The sequence below is a fragment of the Promicromonospora sp. NPDC060204 genome, from assembly GCF_042728455.1.
GTDB lineage: Bacteria > Actinomycetota > Actinomycetes > Actinomycetales > Cellulomonadaceae > Promicromonospora.
In genome coordinates, this window is the sequence record NZ_JBHWZO010000123.1 from 1 (window position 1) to 17937 (window position 17937).

13 protein-coding genes are annotated in these 17937 nt (G+C 74.5%); 8 read left to right on the forward strand and 5 right to left on the reverse strand.

Going from position 1 to position 17937, the window contains the following annotated elements; translation table 11 throughout:
- Together ACFWEJ_RS16295 and ACFWEJ_RS16300 are read left to right on the forward strand one after the other, a co-directional pair.
- Positions 1-828: Gfo/Idh/MocA family protein (locus ACFWEJ_RS16295; RefSeq protein WP_377230254.1), on the forward strand; the 828-nt coding region annotated here is incomplete at its 5' end.
- A 233-nt stretch (positions 829-1061) separates the two neighbouring features.
- The gene (locus tag ACFWEJ_RS16300) at positions 1062-1904 is read left to right on the forward strand and encodes a hypothetical protein (RefSeq protein WP_377230255.1); all 843 of its coding nucleotides are present in this window, start codon (positions 1062-1064) and stop codon (positions 1902-1904) included.
- A 25-nt stretch (positions 1905-1929) separates the two neighbouring features.
- Here the strand turns inward: ACFWEJ_RS16300 and ACFWEJ_RS16305 are convergent, their stop codons facing one another.
- On the reverse strand, positions 1930-3105 hold the full coding sequence (locus ACFWEJ_RS16305) for an epoxide hydrolase family protein (RefSeq protein WP_377230256.1): 1176 nt from the start codon (positions 3103-3105) through the stop codon (positions 1930-1932).
- A 100-nt stretch (positions 3106-3205) separates the two neighbouring features.
- Here ACFWEJ_RS16305 and ACFWEJ_RS16310 point away from each other — a divergent pair, with 100 nt between their 5' ends.
- Complete coding sequence (locus ACFWEJ_RS16310) at positions 3206-3781, forward strand: CGNR zinc finger domain-containing protein (protein ID WP_377230257.1); 576 nt, start codon at positions 3206-3208, stop codon at positions 3779-3781.
- A 97-nt stretch (positions 3782-3878) separates the two neighbouring features.
- Here ACFWEJ_RS16310 and ACFWEJ_RS16315 read toward each other — a convergent pair whose 3' ends face one another.
- The 4 genes from ACFWEJ_RS16315 to ACFWEJ_RS16330 all read right to left on the reverse strand — a co-directional run bounded on the left by ACFWEJ_RS16315 (position 3879) and on the right by ACFWEJ_RS16330 (position 9960).
- The gene (locus ACFWEJ_RS16315; RefSeq protein ID WP_377230258.1) at positions 3879-7748 is read right to left on the reverse strand and encodes a S8 family peptidase; all 3870 of its coding nucleotides are present in this window, start codon (positions 7746-7748) and stop codon (positions 3879-3881) included.
- Positions 7749-7911: 163 nt separating this feature from the next.
- Positions 7912-8157, reverse strand: a complete 246-nt coding sequence (locus tag ACFWEJ_RS16320) for a hypothetical protein (RefSeq protein WP_377230259.1) — start codon at positions 8155-8157, stop codon at positions 7912-7914.
- A 133-nt stretch (positions 8158-8290) separates the two neighbouring features.
- Positions 8291-9589 carry an exonuclease domain-containing protein gene (locus ACFWEJ_RS16325; protein WP_377230260.1) on the reverse strand — a complete coding sequence of 433 codons (1299 nt, stop codon included), beginning with the start codon at positions 9587-9589 and terminating at the stop codon, positions 8291-8293.
- A gap of 137 nt (positions 9590-9726) precedes the next feature.
- On the reverse strand, positions 9727-9960 hold the full coding sequence (locus tag ACFWEJ_RS16330) for a hypothetical protein (protein WP_377230261.1): 234 nt from the start codon (positions 9958-9960) through the stop codon (positions 9727-9729).
- A 103-nt stretch (positions 9961-10063) separates the two neighbouring features.
- Here ACFWEJ_RS16330 and ACFWEJ_RS16335 point away from each other — a divergent pair, with 103 nt between their 5' ends.
- From ACFWEJ_RS16335 to ACFWEJ_RS16355, 5 genes are all read left to right on the forward strand, one after another.
- Complete coding sequence (locus ACFWEJ_RS16335) at positions 10064-10924, forward strand: phosphotransferase (protein ID WP_377230266.1); 861 nt, start codon at positions 10064-10066, stop codon at positions 10922-10924.
- A 54-nt stretch (positions 10925-10978) separates the two neighbouring features.
- The gene (locus tag ACFWEJ_RS16340; protein ID WP_377230262.1) at positions 10979-11209 is read left to right on the forward strand and encodes a hypothetical protein; all 231 of its coding nucleotides are present in this window, start codon (positions 10979-10981) and stop codon (positions 11207-11209) included.
- Positions 11210-11336: 127 nt separating this feature from the next.
- Complete coding sequence (locus tag ACFWEJ_RS16345; protein ID WP_377230263.1) at positions 11337-12029, forward strand: GPP34 family phosphoprotein; 693 nt, start codon at positions 11337-11339, stop codon at positions 12027-12029.
- A 57-nt stretch (positions 12030-12086) separates the two neighbouring features.
- A complete protein-coding gene (gene recC, locus ACFWEJ_RS16350; RefSeq protein WP_377230264.1) occupies positions 12087-15500 on the forward strand; it encodes an exodeoxyribonuclease V subunit gamma in 3414 nt (1137 codons plus the stop codon).
- On the forward strand, positions 15497-17937 hold a 2441-nt coding region (locus ACFWEJ_RS16355), incomplete at its 3' end, for a UvrD-helicase domain-containing protein (RefSeq protein ID WP_377230265.1). The genes recC and ACFWEJ_RS16355, both read left to right, overlap by 4 nt.

A 17937-nucleotide genomic window follows, 5' to 3' on the forward strand; every position in this document is an offset into this window, starting at 1 on the left:
ATCTGTACCCCGAGCGGTACGCACGCGGCGCTCGCCTTGGCGGCGCTGGAGGCCGGCCGGCACGTCGTCGTCGAAAAGCCGCTCGCGCTCGACGTCCGTGACGCGCTGCGCGTCGCGGACGCGGCGCGCGAGCGCGGGCTGACGGTCTCGATGATCTCCCAGCGCCGCCTGGAGGCCGAGCACGTCGCGCTCAAGCGGGCCCTCGACGACGGCGCGCTCGGCGAGCTGCGGCTCGCGACGACGCACGTGCACTGGCACCGCGACGACGCCTACTACCGCGCGGCGGGCTGGCGGTCCACGACGGCGCAGGGCGGCGGGTCGCTGATGAACCAGGGCGTGCACAACGTCGACCTGCTGCGCTGGCTGTGCGGCCCGGTCGAGTCGGTGACGGCGCAGTCCGGCACCCTCGCGCACGCGATCGAGGCCGAGGACACGACCGTGGCGACCCTCCGGTTCGCCTCGGGGGCGCTCGGTGTGGTGACCACGACGACGGCGACGCCGCCCGGGTTCCCCGCGACGATCGCCCTGTTCGGCTCCCGGGGCTCGGCCGAGCTCGGCCAGGGGGAGGTGCGCCGCTGGGAGGTGCCGGGGGTGCCGGAGCCGCAGCCGGGCCGGACCGCGAGCGGCGCGGCCGCACCGCTCGCGATCGGGCACGCGGGACACCTGGCCCAGTGGACCCGGATCCTCGACGCGCTGGAGACGTCAGCGCCGGTGCCCGTCGGCGTCGACGACGCGCTGGAGACGGTCCGGCTGCTGTGCGCGATCCAGCGGGCCGCGGCAACGGGGACGGTGGTGCGGCCGGCGGACCTGGGGATTCCCGGATGGTGACGAGCACGCCGCCGAACCCTCGGGGAGCTCGTGCGTCGGATCGCAGGGCTGCCACGACCCGTGAGCTGGAATTTTGCTGCGTCTGCTGCCGGCTCTGAGGCATGCTCACGAACGTGTGGTCCCACCAGGCCTCGACGAGGGGGAGCTCGATGCCGGTTCTGTACGACGACGACACGACACGCCGCGGACCTACATCCGCGGATTGGGTCGCGTCGCCCGAGGACGATCCCCAGGTGCGGCGCGACCGGCACCTGGGGAACTGGATCACGGGCGGGCTGGTCGGTTTCCTGTTGATCGCCGCGGTCGTGAGCCTGCTGGGCCTCCCGGGTGAGGACCGGTCCGACCTGACCTTCGGAGGCGGCGACGTCCGGGCCCTGCCCGTGGGCGACGCCGCGCAGGATGCCGGCGCGACCGAGGAGGTCGCCGGGATTCCCGCCGGCTTTCCGCAGAGTGTCGACGGCGCGGTCTCGGCGATGATGACCTACCGCAACGCGGCCGACGCCGCACTGTTCCGGACGTCGCAGGAGCGGGCGGAGATCGCCTACCGGATCTTCACCGACGAGGGGCTCCTCGCGAGCGGTCTGTCCGACCAGGCCGCCCTGGAGGCGCAGGAGCGGCTGGGCGTGAACGAGGCAGGGGTCGCCGAACGCGGGGACGGGAGCCTTGATCCGACCCGGACCGCGTTCGCCGTGTGCGCCTACGAGCTAGGTGCGTACCGGGTCGCCTCGGTGGTGAGCAACAGCGTCGTCTCGCCCGGCCCGGGCGAGCCCGCTCAATTGCCCACCGAAGTGGTGGTCACGACCTGGTCGCCGTGCCTGAGCGGCGTCGGTGGAACACAGGACGTCGCGGAGGTCGACATCCGATGGTCGCTGCAGGCCAGCGCCCTGCGCTGGGACGACGGGGACTGGCGGGTCGACACCGTGTACCCCGACGACGCGGCTCCGGAACCGGCCGACCCGAACGACGTCGCCGTCACGTTCGACGAGCGCGCCCGGCTCCTCGGGAAGGGCTGGACGCTGCCGGCAGACGCCACCGAGGAGGTGGCCCCGGCCTTCTGGGCAGAAGGCACACGATGACCAGCCCCCGGCGCAGTCATGGTCGTCACCCCGACAGACCGCGCGCGGCCAGCACCGCCGCGAGACCCGCCCGCAGGTCCTGGACGAAGTACCCGGGAACCTCCAGCGACGGGAAGTGCCCTCCGGCCTCCGGCACGGTCCACCGCACGATCTGGCGGAACCGTTCCTGCGCCCAGGGGCGCGGCCACCGTTCGATGTCGCGCGGGTAGGTGGTGATCGCCGACGGGACGTCGACCCGGAGGTCGGGGTCGAGCGCGGCGTGGCTCTCGGCGTAGATGCGGGCCGACGACGCGCCGGTCGCCGTCAGCCAGTAGAGGGTGACGTCGTCCAGCACGCTGTCGACGGGGATCGTCTCGAACGGGCTGTCCTGCGTGTCCGACCACTCGGCGAACTTGTCCAGGATCCAGGCGAGCAGCCCCACGGGTGAGTCGACGAGCGAGTAGCCGATGGTCTGCGGCCGGGTCGCCTGCTGCTTCGCGTACGCCGCGCGGCGGCCCCAGAAGTCGCGCGAGTCCTCGACCCAGGCGCGCTCGGCCGGCGTCAGCCCGTCCGTCGACAGCCCGGGCGGCGGCTGCGCGACCGTCGTGTGGATGCCGATCACCTGCTCCGGGAACCTGCCGCCGAGGATCGTCGTGATCACGCCGCCCCAGTCGCCGCCGTGCGCCAGGAACCGGTCGTAGCCCAGCCGCCGCATCAGCTCCACCCACGCGGCGGCGATCTTCTCGATGCCCCACGCAGTGGTGGCCGGCCGGTCGCTGTAGCCGAAGCCCGGCAGCGACGGTACGACGACGTGGAACGCCGGCGCGTCCGCGCTGCCCGGGTCGGTCAGCTCGTCGACGACGTGGGTGAACTCGGCGATGCTGCCGGGCCAGCCGTGGGTCAGCACCAGCGGCGTGGCGTCGGCCCGCGGGGAACGCCGGTGCAGGAAGTGGATGCCCAGGCCGTCGATCGTCGTGCGGAACTGGCCGATCTGGTCGAGGCGCGCCTCGAAGCGCCGCCAGTCGTACCCGGTGCGCCAGTGGTCGACGAGGTCCACGAGGTCGGCGAGGGGAACACCCTGGTCCCATCTGCGGGACGACGGCGCGGCGCGGACCGTCTCGGCCTCCGGCAGCCGGGCCGCGGCCAGCCGGGCCCGCAGGTCGTTGAGCTCGGCGTCGGTCGCGCGCGGTTCGAACGGCTGCACGTCGCTGGGCTGGTTCATGAGACCTCCTCGTCGGTGGCGCCGGCTCGGCGACAGCAGAACCGGCTAAGACGGTTCTAGCAGCGGCCGACGACGAGACGCAACCGGCTAAGGTGGTTCCATGAGCCCTCGGTTCCCGGACTTCCGCCTCGGCAAGGTCCTCGCGACGAGCTTCACGGGGACCCTGTCGGAGCGGCACGGCGACCCCGTGGAGCGCATCCCGACGCCCGGCCGGCTGGCCGACTGGCTGGCGGTGAGCGGCCTGGCCGTGGCGTCGTGCACCACCGCCCAGCTCGACCGCGCACGGGAGCTGCGGGAGGCGATCCACGCGGCCGCGACGGCTGCGGCACGCCAGGACCCGCTCCCGGCCGCGGCGGTCCGGGTCATCAACGACTTCAGCACCCGGGGCGGAGCGGCGGCCGTGCTGACGCCCGAGAACGACCGGCAGTGGCGGCTGCGGTCGGCGTCCGCCGTCGACGACGCCCTCGGGGTCATCGCCGCCGACGCGATCGGCGTCCTCGCGGGGGAGCGGGACGGCAGGCTGGCGCTGTGCGCCTCGCCGACCTGCCGGGCCGCCTTCTTCGACACCAGCCAGAGCCGGTCGCGCCGATGGTGCGACATGGGCACGTGCGGGAACCGCGAGAAGAAGGCGAGGTACCTCGCCGGCCGCCGCGCGGACGCCGCGGCGGGCACCTAGCGGGGACGGTCGGCGGCCGTCCGGGAAGCACGAAGGCCCCCGCCGCAGGGCGGGGACCTTCGTGTCCTACCGGTCCTGGCCTATCAGGCCGGGCCGCTCAGTGGCGGGCGTTCACCGCGAACGCGTCGATCACCGTCTCGGAGAAGGTGGCTCCCGCCGCGTCCCGTGCCTCGGAGCGCAGCGAGACCGTCGTCGACCCCGGCGGGGCCGTGACCGTGGCGCTGTAGGCACCGGCCGTGGCATGGCCCGGGCCGTGCCCCGACGCCCGGGTCACGCGCACCGGCGTCCAGTGCTCGCCGCCGTCCGTGGAGGACCACAGCTTGAGGCTCGTGACGGGTGCGGCGCCGACGGCGCCGTCCTGGTGCGAGACCCGGAGGTCCAGCTCCGTGGAACGCCGGCTCGCCGTGTTGTACGAGTCCAGCCCCTGCACGCCGTAGTCGAGCTGGAGGAGCGGCAGCACCTCCGGCTTCTTGCTGCTGCCCGGGACGAAGCCCCACTCGGTCGTGACGTCTGTCGACAGCGGCCACCACGGGGTGTTGCGGTGCGTCTCCAGCCCGATGCGGAACCGCTCCTTGCCGGTGCCGACGTCCGGCGTCGCGTACGTGCCGAACGTGTCGTCCGTCAGCAGGTCGTCGCCCCGCCAGACCCGGAACCGGCCCGTGGAGGCCTCGTCCGGACCCCACTCCTGGGTGTGGCCCTCGCCGTCGACCCGGTAGGGCAGGTTGATCCCGAGGGTGCTGCCGTCGCGGTAGACCGCGGCGTCCTGCGGGACGGTCGGGGACGCCCAGAACCCGCCGTGGTTCACCTGGCCGTTGTAGGTCTCCTTCGGCTGCTTCCCGGGCTGGTAGGTCACCGCCTCACCGTCGATCCACGCCGGCCAGGCGTTCAGGCCCTGGGCGGCGGTGGAGCCGCGCTGGAACTGCACGCCCGGCTCGGTCGAGTAGTAGACCGTCCGCCCGCTCACCGCGCCGGTGGTCCACGACTGCTGCCAGCCGCTCATCGTGCTGCCGCTCGTGATGGTGAGGCGCTCGGCGTTGCGGAGCCCCGCCGCGAACGGCTTGAACGATCGCAGCTCGGTCTCGACCGCCGCGAGGTCCTTGGCCGAGGGTCGGTAGGTGAGCGAGCGGGGGAGCGTCCGTCCCTGCTCGCTGTAGCCCAGCGCGTACTGGTACGACGGCGTCGCGCGGCCCGTGCCCCGCAGCGTCGCGCCGCGGTGGGCGGCCTCGACGAGCTTCAGCCCGAGGTCGCGCTTCAGCGTCAGCGTCGGCACGGCCTGGTCGCTCATGGTGTTGATCGTGCGGTTGTCCACCTGGTGGTAGAACGGGCCCGGGGTGGACCCGTACACGATCACCGCCACGGCCCCGGCGTCCGCCGCGGCCTGCGACTGCGGGTTGAGCGTGAGGTCGCCGGTGTCCTCGACCAGCACGACGGCGCCGTCCGCGTGGACGGTGGCCAGCTCCTCCGGGGTACCGGTCCCGGCGTCCACGAGCCGCGCCGACATCCGGCCCGCGTACCGCGGGGACCGGACCGCATTGCCCAGCTCGCGCGACACGTCGAGCGTCCTGCCCTTGCCCACGGCGGCGACGTCGAGCAGCGGCTGGTCCAGCAGGTACCGGGACGTCACCGTGGTCTCGCCCGCGAGCGGGCCGCCGTCGCGCAGCACGTACGCGGCGAGGTCCATGCCGCCGGTGTAGTCGCCGGTGCTGAACGACGTTCCCGTGGTCACCGGGCCGCTCCGGCCCGGCAGGTCGCGGACCAGGTCCGAGGCCAGGGCGCGCGGCGCCACCTTCTTCGGCGTCTCCATGCGCACCGGCACCGCTGTGCTGCCGTCCAGCGTGAGCGTGGCGTCACCGGCCGTCAGGTCGGCGTCGCGCGTGAAGCTGACGACGCCGTCGAAGAAGGCGGCCGACGGCGACACCGCGTCGAAGAGCTGACCCTGGACCGCGTAGCGGCCGGCGGGCAGGCGCACCTCGGCGACGCCGTCGGTGAACTGGAACCACTGGTTCACGGCGGGGTCGTCGATGCCGTGGACCCAACCCGCGTCCGGGTTGGCGGCCGGCTGGCCGCCGAGGCGGCTCGCCTCGATGCGCAGCGTGTACATGTCCGGGTCGCTCTGGAACGCGAGCACGGTCCGCACGGCGGGGAACCCGGCCCCGGTCGCGCGGAGCACCCCGGCGAAGACGTCGGGCTCGTCGGAGCGCGGGTCGATGGTCACGTCCGCGGTCGCGGAGCCGTGGGCGGGGATCGTCAGGGTGTCCGTGGACAGGGACGCCACGCCCGCGGGGACGGCCACGCCGTCGCCCGCGTTGACCGAGAGGGCGAGGTCCACGTCGACGGCGGTGCCGGAGTCGTTCGTGTACGTGACGGTCTGCGTGCGCGGCGTCTGCTCGGCACGGGGCGAGTCGAACAGCCCGAACGAGAGCGAGGCCGGCGTCGCGTAGACCGCCTCCCCGATCGCGCCGGGCACCCAGGCGCGGCCCGCGCCCTCGGCGAACACCGAGTTCCCCGCCGGCTGGGCCGAGCCCATGAGCACCGACTTCAGGGCCTCGCCGTCCAGGTCCGGCCGGGCCTGCTTGAGCAGCGCGGCCGCCCCGGCCACGTGCGGGGTGGCCATCGACGTGCCGGACATGGCGGCGTAGTGGTCGCCGACCGGCACGTCGGGGTTCGTACCGGCGGCGCGGGCGGCGACGATCCCGTCACCGGGCGCCGCGATGTCGGGCTTGATCGCGTAGTCGCCGAACCGCGGCCCCATCGAGGAGAAGTACGCGATGTCGTCGGAGTCCGTCACCGCGCCGACCGTCAGGGCGCTGTCCGCGGTGCCGGGCGTGGTGACCGTGAACGGGGTGCCCCAGTTGCCCTCGTTGCCGGCCGCGATGGTGACGAGGGTGTCGTAGCGCTCCGAGATCGAGTCGACGGAGAGGGCCGCGGGGTCGGTGCCGTCGGTGTACGCGCCCCGCACGCCCAGGCTCATGTTGATGACGTCCGCGCCGTTCGAGGCCGCCCACTCCATGGCGTCGATAGCCCAGGACTCGTCGCCCTCGCCGTCGTCGTTCAGGACGCGGCCGTTCAGCAGCCGGGCGCCGGGCGCGACGCCGCGGTTCTCGCCGTCGGACGCCTCACCGCTGCCCGCGATGATCGAGGCGACGTGCGTGCCGTGGCCGAGGGCGTCGTGCGTGCTGCCCGAGCCGGTGAAGTCCCGTTCGAGGGCCACGGTGCCCTGGTCCAGGTCGGGGTGGGTGGTGTCGATGCCGGAGTCCAGGACCGCGACGGTCACGCCGGTGCCGTCGATGCCGAGGTCCCAGGCGTCGGTCGCGCCGATCTGGGGCGTGGAGTCGGCGTCGGACACCTCCAGCGGGGCGTCCAGCCACACCTTGCTCACGGTGCGGCCGTCCTCGGCGGCGTCCACGAGCGGGCGGGCGCCGTCCGCCGGGACGTCGCCCGCGACAGCGTCGATCGACTCCAGGGTCCGGTCGACGTCGAGGTCGAGCTTCTCCCAGGTCGGCTCCGCGGACCGGGCCGCGCGGGCGGTCGTGGTCTGCACGATCACCGGCAGGCCGGTGTCCGCGCCTGTGTTCTGTGCCGTGTCCTGCGCCGCCTCCAGGGCGGTGACGTCGAACAGCCGGAGGTCCAGCTTCGCCGGCACCAGGTCGGCGACGTCGGACGGGACGACGAAGTAGTGGCCAGCCGCGTCGCCGAAGGCGGCGTAGCTGACCGGGCGGCCGTCGGGCCGCGGCGCGGCCTCGAACCCGACGGTCGGCGTGCCGTCGTCGGCGGTGCTGGTGGTGACCCGGTCACCGGTGACGAGGACGACGTCGGTGTCCGGGACGTCGGGGACGTCCGGCGCCGACGGCGGTGCCTCAGGGGTGGCGGCCACGGCCGGCGGCGCGGAGCCAACGGCTGCCGTGGGCAGGGCGCCCACGACGAGCGCGGCGGCAGTGGCCGCGACGACCAGTCTTCTTGCTCTCACAACGATCTCCCAGTGATTCCGCAGCGGTACGGAGGGTCAAGCAGTCGCTGCAGACGCTGACAGGCCTGGGAGCCGTTGCTGTGTCGGGCGTGTGTCGTAACGATTTCGATGTGGCCGGACGGTCCGGGGAGCGCCCCGTCCGGCGGGCCGTGGGCCCGTGCGCTCAGCGCAGCGTCGGCCCTTCCACGGCCACGGGGCCGTGGGCACCCGGGTGCTTGATCTCCAGGTTGAGGGTGTTGCGCGACGTCGGGATCACGACGACCTGCGCCTCACCGCCGTCGGTGTCGATCGCGCGCACGTGCAGGTGCCCGTCCTTGAGCTTGAGGGCGAACTGGTCGGCCCCGGAGACGAAGCGCACCTCGCTGTCGTCGGTGATCACGGTGGGGCCGGTGGGCAGGGTCTTGGGCATGGGTACAGCATGCCTCAGCGGCGGGCAGTGCCCGTCCCTGTCCATCCCCAGTTCGGCCCAAGATCAGCGCCCGAGCGACGAGGGGCCCGGCTACGGCGAGGAGCCGTGGCCGCCGCCCGACGTCGCTCGGCCGCTATCCGGCAGTCCTCGCACCCACTGCCGTGGAACGCGCGACGTCGTCGAGGATCCGTGCGAATCCGATCTCACTGACCACGGGGATGCCGTAGGACTCGGCCTTGCGGGCCTTGCCTGACATCGAGTCGGGGTCGGCGGCGACGACCAGGCGCACCTTCTTGGTGACCGCCGGATGCGGGACGAGACCGGCCGCACCGGCCCGGCGCTCCCACACGTCTCGTGGCTCGTCCATCGAGCCGGTGAAGACGACCAGGTCGCCCGGATTGAGCGTGAAGCGGCTCGACATAGCGCTGGATCCGTTGTCGACGGTAACGGCCCTGCCGCTCGTGGTCTCCGAACCTGTGAGCATCGGTGACTCCAGGATTTGCCGGGCGTCTGCCACGGTCACCCCCAGCATGCCGGCTACAGCCAGGAAGTCGGCTACCTCGGCCGGATCGAGTACGCCGTCGGCCCAGGCCACGGCCGCCAGCCCGGAGAGATACTCGCGATGCAGTGCGCCGGCTTCCTCGCGACCGATCTTGAGCTGCACGCAGAACTCGGCGAGCTGGTCGTGCTCGCGTGCCGAGATGTGCCTGTCCAGCAGCGCCCGGTCGACCAGCTCGAGGTACTCCTCCTTCTCCCACGTGGTGATGGGCAGCGTGCGAGCCGCAGCGAGCCGGGCGAGGAAGTGGGTGTCGCGCTCGGTCGCGACGCCACGCCGCACGGGCGTAGCCCCAGTGGCAGGGATGAGCGGCCAGGGCGTGGTTGCGGCGAGTTCGACGACGTCGTCCCAGCCGGGCACGGCGTGGCGGGCGCCGCCGGCCAGGTAGATTCGCAGCAGTTCTGCCGCCGCGCGGGCGTCGGAGAGGGCCTCGTGCGCCGAGTCGAGAGTGACTCCGTGATGGAAGCACGCGCCAGCCAGGGAACGCGGCGCGGTGGGGAAGAGCTGAGCGCCGGTGCGCATCGTGCACAGGGTGGTCGGTGCGATGAGCGGGACGTCATACCCGGTCGCGGCGAACGCGTGCCAGACGAACCGACGATCGAACTGCGCGTTGTGCGCCACGAAGGTGCGTCCGCGCAGCAGCTCGGCGACCATACCGGCGATGTCGTTGAACGTCGGCGCGTGGCGAGTGTCGGAGGCGTTGATCCCGTGGATCTGCTGCGGACCGAGATCTCGTCCCGGATTGACGAGCGTGGCCCAGGTGTCCTCGATCTGGCCGTCCGAGTCGACCTGGACGATGGCGATCTCTGCGATCCGGTCGTGTCCGCCCGGGAACAACCCGGTGGTTTCCACATCCACGACGGCGTACCCGGTCACGTGCGTCTCCCCTCACAACGGCGTCCAGAACCGGACAATCGTTGCAGCCGACCTGGTGTCATGCAGGGTGGTTGGCGGGTGAAGAGGAGGTGCGGCGGGGTGATCTGCGCGGGCAGGCACGGGGTCGCGGTACGCCGCTAGGCCAGTACGCCTGTCAGCGCAAGGATCCCGATCAGGAAGCCGACAACGACCATCACGATGCCGGCAACGCGCGAGCCCAGGAAGTTGAATCGGTGGCTGTGCTGGACCCACAGCCACTCGGGCCCTCGCTCGGCGGTGTCCGCGAACTTCTTTGCGAGCGTGAACCAGCCGATTCCCATGATGACGGCCATGATCGAGATGGCGAGCGCGAAGAGCTGCGGTCCGGTCATGGCTGGACGGTAGCGCGTCCAGAGAGCGCCACTACCCGATGCGTGTCCCCAGGTCCAGGTCCGAATTGCCCTTGCCCGCCCGTGCCAGGATGCGACGGTGGAGATGACCGACGTCACGCGTGCCATCGCTGCTGCGACCTCCATCGCCGCATCCCTCGATCTGCGGGCCGACGACGCCGTCGTGCTGCACAACTCGAACAAGCTGGCGCTGCGGTTGACGCCCTGCGACGTCTTCGCCCGGGTCGCCCCGGTGGGACAAGAGGTCGCGCAGTTCGAGATCGACCTCGCGCAGCGGCTCGTCGAGGCCGGATCCCCGGTGGCCCCGTTGGAGTCCCGCGTGCCCCCGCGGGTGTACGTCCGCGACGGTTTCGCCGTGACGCTGTGGACCTACTACGAACCGGTGACGCCCGGCGTCGCACCGGTCGACGTCGCCAAGGCGCTGGAGGAGCTGCACGCCGGCATGCGCACGGTCGACCCGCCGAGCCCGCGGTTCACGGACCGGGTCACGGAGGCGGAGGAGATCGTCGCCGACCCGGACCGCTCGCCGGACCTCGCCGACGCGGACCGAGGGTTCCTCGGCGGGAGGCTGGCGGACCTGCGGCGGGCGATCGAGGACCGCGGCGCCGTGGAGCAGCTGCGCCACGGCGAGCCGCACCCGGGCAACGTGCTCAGCACGACCAGCGGGCCGTTGTTCATCGACCTGGAGACGTGCTGCCGCGGACCCGTCGAGTTCGATCTCGCCCACGTTCCCGAGACGGTCTGCGCCCACTACCCGGGCGTCGACCAGGAGCTGCTGGACGAGTGCCGGCAGCTCGTGCTCGCGATGGTCGCCGCGTGGCGGTGGGACGCCGACGACCAGTTCCCGCGGGGGAGGCTGTTCGGCGTGGAGCTGCTGCGGGTGCTGCGCGCGGGTGCTCCCTGGCCGACGCTCGACACGGTGGTCGAACGGCTGGACGGCCGGTAGCGAAATGGTGCTTGACCTGGGACTCGGGTCGCCTGATCCGATAGCGTTCCGACCATGACCGAGACGCTGGAGAACCTCGACGACGAGCAGATCGTGCAGCTCATCCCCGCCGACGGCTGGGTGGCCGTCTACAAGGACGAGAAGGCCGAGGTGCGCGCGCCGCTGGTGGCCTGGGGGCTGCGGCGCGACGGCGAGGTCGTCCCGCTGGACACCGACCCCTCGGGCACCGTCGGTGACCCTCGGGAGACCGCCGGCTTCGACCGCGTGGAGCGGACCGGGAGCTAGCTCGCTGTGACGGCCGGTAGCGACGAGGCACCCGACCCGGGGCGATTGACCCTGCCCCAGGGGCACGGACTGTCATGGGGCCAGGCACGACGCCGCCCGGACCGTCCGCACTGCCGAGGAGAGACCGATGCGCCCACCGAAGCACCACGAGCTGCGCCCCGAGCCGCTGATCGTCGAGGACCTGCTGCTGCTCCTGCTCGACGACAGGTCGGGGACCGTCCGGGGCGAGGCCAACCTGCACTACACGCTGGGCGGGGCCGTGCTCATCGAGCTCGCGCTGCTGGGCCGCGTCGAGCTCGACGGCAGGAAGCGGGTGCACGCCGTCGCGGGCGAGCCGCTCGGCGACTCGCTGCTGGACGCGGCGGCGGCGCAGGTGGCGAAGCGTCCCAGGCACGTGCACACGGTCCTCCTCGACCTCGGTCTCGACCTGGAGCCGCAGGTGCGCGACCGCCTCGTCGAGCGGGGGATGCTGCGCCGGGAACGGTCCAAGGTGCTCGGTCTCATCCCGGTGACCAGGACGCCCGCGCAGGACCTCCCGTACGAGGCGGCGCTGCTGGAGCGGGTGCGGGCCGTGCTCGAGGACGGCGTGACGCCCGACCCGCGCACCGCCGCCCTGACGGCGGCACTCTCCGCGAGCGGCACGCTGCGTGAGCTCCACCCGGCGATCCGCCGGTCGCGCGCGGTGACCGAGCGAGCCCGTGAGCTGCGGGAGGGCACCTGGGGCGCGGCGGAGGTCGACCAGGCGATCGTGGTGGCCGCGATCGCCTCGGTCGGAGGCGCCGTCGCCGAGGCCGCGGCCGGTGGCGACGCGTCGCAGTAGGGCGCCCCACCACGCGCGGGCGGCACGTCCCGCCCGGCTGCACGATACGTTGGCGTGATGGCGGTCGTCCTGCATCGTGCTCCGCGCACGGACCTGCTCGCGGAGGCGCTGGGGGACCTGCTGGCCACACCCTTGGCGGACCCGTTCGCGACCGAGGTCGTGGTGGTGCCCGCCCGGGGCGTCGAGCGGTGGCTCGCGCAGCGCCTCAGCCACCGGCTCGGGGCCGCCCCCGGGCAGGACGACGGCGTGTGCGCCGGCGTGGACCTGCGCTCGCCCGGCTCGCTGTTCGCCGAGGTCACGGGCACGCGCGACGACGACCCGTGGGCGCCGGACGCGCTGACCTGGCCGCTGCTGGCGGCGATCGACGCGAGCCTGGAGGAGCCGTGGGCGGCGCTGCTCGCCCAGCACCTCGGGCACGGGATGCCGGGCGAGGAGGGCGACCTGCGGCGCGGCCGCCGGCTGTCCGTCGCCCGCCGGCTCGCGCGGCTCCTGGCGGGCTACGCCGCTCAGCGCCCGGCGCTCGTCGCGGACTGGGCCGCCGGACGCGACACCGACGGGCGCGGGCGCGCGGTCCCGGCCGACCTCGCGTGGCAGCCGTCGCTGTGGCGCGCCCTGGCCGAGCGGGTCGACGCCGAGCCGCCGCACGTGCGGCACGCCGCCGTCGTCGAGCGGCTGCGTGCCGAGCCCGGCGGCTTCGACCTGCCCCCGCGCCTGTCCCTGTTCGGCCACACGCGCCTGGCCGCGAGCGAGGTGGACCTGGTCGGCGCGCTCGGCGCGCACCGCGACGTGCACCTGTGGCTGCCGCACCCCTCCGCGCCGCTGTGGTCGGCGCTCAAGGACCTCGGCGGCCCCGTCGACCGTGCGCAGGACCGGTCTCACGAGCGCGTCGGGCACCGGCTCCTGGCCACGCTCGGCCGCGACACCCGCGAGCTGCAGCGCACCCTGTCGGCGATCGAGCTGCGCGACGAACCGGTCGCCGCGGCGGACGACGGCGCCGCCGCCAGCCAGGAGGAAAAGCCGGAGACCCTGCTGCGGATGCTGCAGCACGACCTGCGGGCCGACGCCGTGGGCGACGCCGGCGCCCGCCTCCTGGACCCCGCCGACCGCTCGGTCCAGGTGCACGCCTGCCACGGCCCGGCCCGGCAGGTCGAGGTGCTGCGCGACGTGCTGCTCGGCCTGCTCGCCGACGACCCGGCGCTGGAGCCGCGCGACGTGCTCGTCATGTGCCCCGACATCGAGACCTACGCGCCGCTGGTCACCGCGGCCTTCGGCCTGGCCGACGTCGTGGGGCCGAACGGCCACCCCGCGCACGGCCTGCGGGTGCGGCTCGCCGACCGGGCGCTGGACCGGACCAACCCGCTGCTCGCGGTCGTGCTGCGGCTCCTCGACCTCGCCGGCGGCCGGGCGGGCGTGGGCGACGTCGTGGACCTGGCCCACGCCGAGCCCGTGCGCCGCCGGTTCGGTTTCCGCGACGACGACCTGGAGCAGCTCGCCCGCTGGGCGCGCGAGACCGGGGTGCGGTGGGGATTCGACGCCGGGCACCGCGCCGGCTTCGGCCTGGCGGACTACGGGTCCGGCACCTGGCAGGAGGGCCTGGACCGGCTGCTGGCCGGGGTCGCGATGTCGGACGACACGGGCACCTGGCTGGAGCGCGTCCTGCCGCTGGACGACGTCGGCAGCGGGCAGGTCGAGCTGGCCGGCCGCCTGACCGAGCTCGTGGAGCGGCTCCGGGACGTCACCGACGCGCTCGTGGGCGGGCACCCGCTGGAGCACTGGCTGACGGCACTGGAGGACGGCGTCGCGGCGCTCACCACCGTGCCGGCCACCGACGCGTGGCAGCTCGCCCAGGTGCGGCGCGAGCTGGCCCGCGTGCGGGCCGACGCCCCCGACCCCGCGGTGCCCCTGCGGCTGCCGGACGTGCGCGCCCTGCTCGCCGACCGAGTGGCCGGCCGCCCGACCCGCGCCAACTTCCGCACCGGCACGCTCACCGTGGCCACGCTCGTCCCGATGCGGTCGGTGCCGCACCGCGTCATCGCCCTGCTGGGTCTCGACGACGGCGTCTTCCCGCGCGTCGGCGTCACCGACGGCGACGACGTGCTGGCCCGCGAGCCGAGGACGGGCGAGCGCGACCCGCGCAGCGAGGACCGGCAGCTCTTCCTCGACGCGGTCCTCGCCGCCACCGAGACCCTCGTGGTCACGTACAGCGGCGCCGACGAGTACTCGGGCCAGGAACGCCCGCCCGCGGTGCCGCTGGGCGAGCTGCTCGACGCCCTCGACGAGACGGCGCACACGCCCGACGGCCGCCCGGTGTCCCGCGCCGTGACCGTGCGCCACCCGCTGCAGCCGTTCGACCGGCGCACCGTCGAGCCCGGCGCTCTGGTGCCCGGCACCGCCTTCACGTTCGACCGCGCGGCCCTCGCCGGGGCCCGCGCCGCCGCCGGCCCGCGCACCCCCGCCGGGCCCTTCCTCGCCGCGCCGCTCGACCCGCTGCCGCCGCCCGCGCCAGGGATGGCCGACCACGGCGTCGTCGCGCTCGACGACCTGCTCGCGTTCTACCGCTCGCCCGCCCGCGGGTTCCTCGTCCAGCGCCTCGACGTCGGCCGCCCCTTCCACGAGGAGCCGCTCGACGACGGCCTGCCCGTCGAGCTCGACGGCCTGGGCCGCTGGGCCGTGGGGGAGCGGGTGCTGCGCGACGTGCTGCACGGCACGACGCTCGACGACGCCGTGCAGCTGGAGTGGCGCCGCGGGCAGCTCCCGCCCGGGCGGCTGGGCTGGCGTCCCCTGGTCCGCGTCGCCGCCGAGATCGGCCCGCTCGCCGACGCCGCCGCGGGGCTGCGGGCGAGCCCTGCCCGCGTCGTGGACGTCGACGTCGACCTGGGCGACGGGCGCAGCCTGCGCGGCTCCGTGCCCGGCGTGCACGGCGACCGCTCGGTCGCGGTGTCGTACGCCCGGCTCGGCGGCAGGCAGCGGCTGCAGGCCTGGCTCCGGCTGCTGGCCCTCACGGCGTCCGACGACGACCGCCCCTGGGTCGGCTACGCGCTCGGCCGGCCGGCCAACCCGCGCTCGCGGCGGACGTGGCAGGGGTCGCGGCTGGGACCGCTGGACCACACCGCCGTCGACCTGCTGCGCGACCTCGTCGCACTGCGCGACCGCGGGCTCACCGAGCCCCTGCCCCTGCCGGTCAAGGCGTCGGCGCTCTACGCCGAGGCACGCCGCAGCCGCGCCGACCCCGCCGAGGCGCGGTTCCGGGCCGGGCAGACCTGGACCGGGCAGCGCGGGCCGGGCGGCCGCCCCGACGGCGAGTGTGCCGAACCCGAGCACGTGCGGGTCCACGGCCCGGGCGCCCCGTTGCCCGGGACCGACGAGGAACCACGTCCCGGCGAGGAGCACCCGGGGGAGACCACCCGCTTCGGCGCGCTCGCGATGCGCGTCTGGAGCCCGCTGCTGGAGAGCGAGAGGTTCAGCGAGTGAGGGACGTTCAGCGCGTGACGGACGGCTTCGACGGCGTCTTCGACCTGGCCGGACCGCTGCCGCGCGGCACGGCGCTGCTGGAGGCCAGCGCGGGCACCGGCAAGACCTTCGCGATCGGCGCGCTCGTGACCCGCTACGTCGCCGAGGGCGTGGTCCCGCTCGACCAGATGCTCGTGGTGACCTTCGGCCGCGCCGCGACCCAGGAGCTGCGCGACCGGGTGCGCGGCGCCCTGCTCCGGGCCGAGCGCACCTTCGCCGCCGCGCTCGCGGGCCGCGACACCGGCCCGGTGGACGCCGTCCTTGCGGCGCTGCTCGACGTCGACGACGCCGAGCGGGCCCTCCGCCACCGCAGGCTGGCCGACGCCCTGGCCTCGTTCGACCACGCCACCATCGCGACGATCCACCAGTTCTGCCAGCTCGTGCTGCGCTCGCTCGGCGTCGCCGGGGACACGGAGCCCGGGGCCGAGCTCGTCGAGTCCCTGACCGAGCTCACCGTCGAGGTGGTCGACGACCTCTACCTGCAGCGGTACGGCAGCGACCCCGAGCCGCCACCGTTCGACCGGTCCTGCGCCCTCCGGGTCGCCACGGCCGCCGTCGAGGACCCGCGCGCCGCGCTCGCCGCCGCGGACCCGGACGACGCCGTCGGCTCGGCCCGCGTCTCCTTCGCCCACGAGGTGCGCGCCGAGATGGAGCGCCGCAAGCGCCGCCTCGGCATCCTGTCCTACGACGACCTGCTCGGCCGGCTCGCCGACGCCCTGGACCCGGCCTCGGCCGACGGCGGCGTCGCCGTCGGCGCGCGCATGCGCGAACGCTGGACGGTGGTGCTGGTCGACGAGTTCCAGGACACCGACCCCGTGCAGTGGCAGGTGCTGGACCGGGCGTTCGGCGGCGCGCACGAGGACGAGCCGGAACGGGCTCGGGCGACGGTGCTGGTCGGCGACCCCAAGCAGGCCATCTACGCCTTCCGCGGCGGCGACGTCGTCGCCTACCTCGACGCCGCCCGGGGCGCGACCACGCGCGCGACCCTGGGCAGCAACTGGCGCTCGGACGCGCCGCTGGTCGACACCCTGGGGGTGCTGCTGGGCAACGCGGCGCTCGGCCACGACGAGATCGTGGTGCACCCGGTCACGGCGGAGGGCGGGGCCGCGGGCGGCGGCAGCCGCCTGGCCGGCGCGCCGCACCCGGCGCCGTTCCGGCTGCGCCAGGTGCAGCGGGACGGGCTGCCCCAGTACAAGGGCCTCGTCAAGGCCGCCCCGGCCCGCGAGCACGTCGCGACGGACCTCGCCGCCGACGTCGCCCGCCTGCTCGCCTCGGGCGCGACGTGGGACGGGCGCCCGCTGGTGCCCGGCGACGTCGCCGTCCTCGTCTCGGCGCGGACGCACGGCCGGCTCGTCCAGGACGCGCTCGCCGCGCGCGGCGTCGCGGCCGTCCTGCCCGGCGGCGACGTGTTCGAGACGCCGGCCGCCGACGAGTGGCTGACGCTGCTGGAGGCGCTGGAGTCCCCGCACCGCTCGGGCCTGGTGCGGGCCGCCGCCCTCACCCCGTTCCTCGGCCGCACGGTCGCCGAGCTCGACGCGGGCGGCGACGAGGGTGGTGACGCGGGCAGGGAGGCCCTGACCGCCCGCGACGCCGACACCCTGCGCGGCTGGGCGGTCCTGCTCCGCCACCGCGGCGTGGCCGCCCTGCTGGAGGCCGCCGAGGAGCGCGGCCTGAGCAGCCGCGTGCTGGCCCGGGCCGAGGGCGAGCGGCTGCTGACCGACGTCCGCCACCTGGGGCAGCTGCTGCACGAGGTGAGCGTCACCGAGTCGCTCGGCCTGACCGCCCTGCTGGCCTGGTTCCGCGACGAGCGGCGCCGGACCGGCACGGCCGAGCGGCCACGCCGCCTGGACTCCGACGCCGCGGCCGTGCAGATCGTCACCGTGCACGGCAGCAAGGGCCTGCAGTACCCCGTGGTGTACCTGCCGTTCGGCTACGACAACTACGCGCGCCCGGTCGAGATCGCGCTCTACCACGACGAGACCGGCACGCGGACGATCGACGTCTCCGGCTCCGGCGCGCAGTGGGACGCCCGCTGCGCCGCGCACCGCACGGAGGAGGACGGCGAGGAGCTCCGCAAGCTCTACGTGGCCCTGACCCGCGCGCAGTCGCAGGTCGTGGCGTGGTGGGCGCCGACGTCGAGCACCCCGACCAGCGGGCTGCACCGCCTCCTGTTCGGCCGCACCCCCGGCACGCGCCAGGTGCCCGGCACGCAGCAGGTCAAGGACGACGCCTACGTCACGCGGGTGCTGGGCCTGCTCCAGGAGCTGGGCGGACCCGCTGCCGAGGTCGCCGTGCCCGCCGCGGCGTCGGCCCCCGCACCTCCCGACCAGCACGCGCCCTACGAGGCGCGAGCCTTCGACCGGGCCGTCGACACCGGGTGGCGGCGCACCTCCTACAG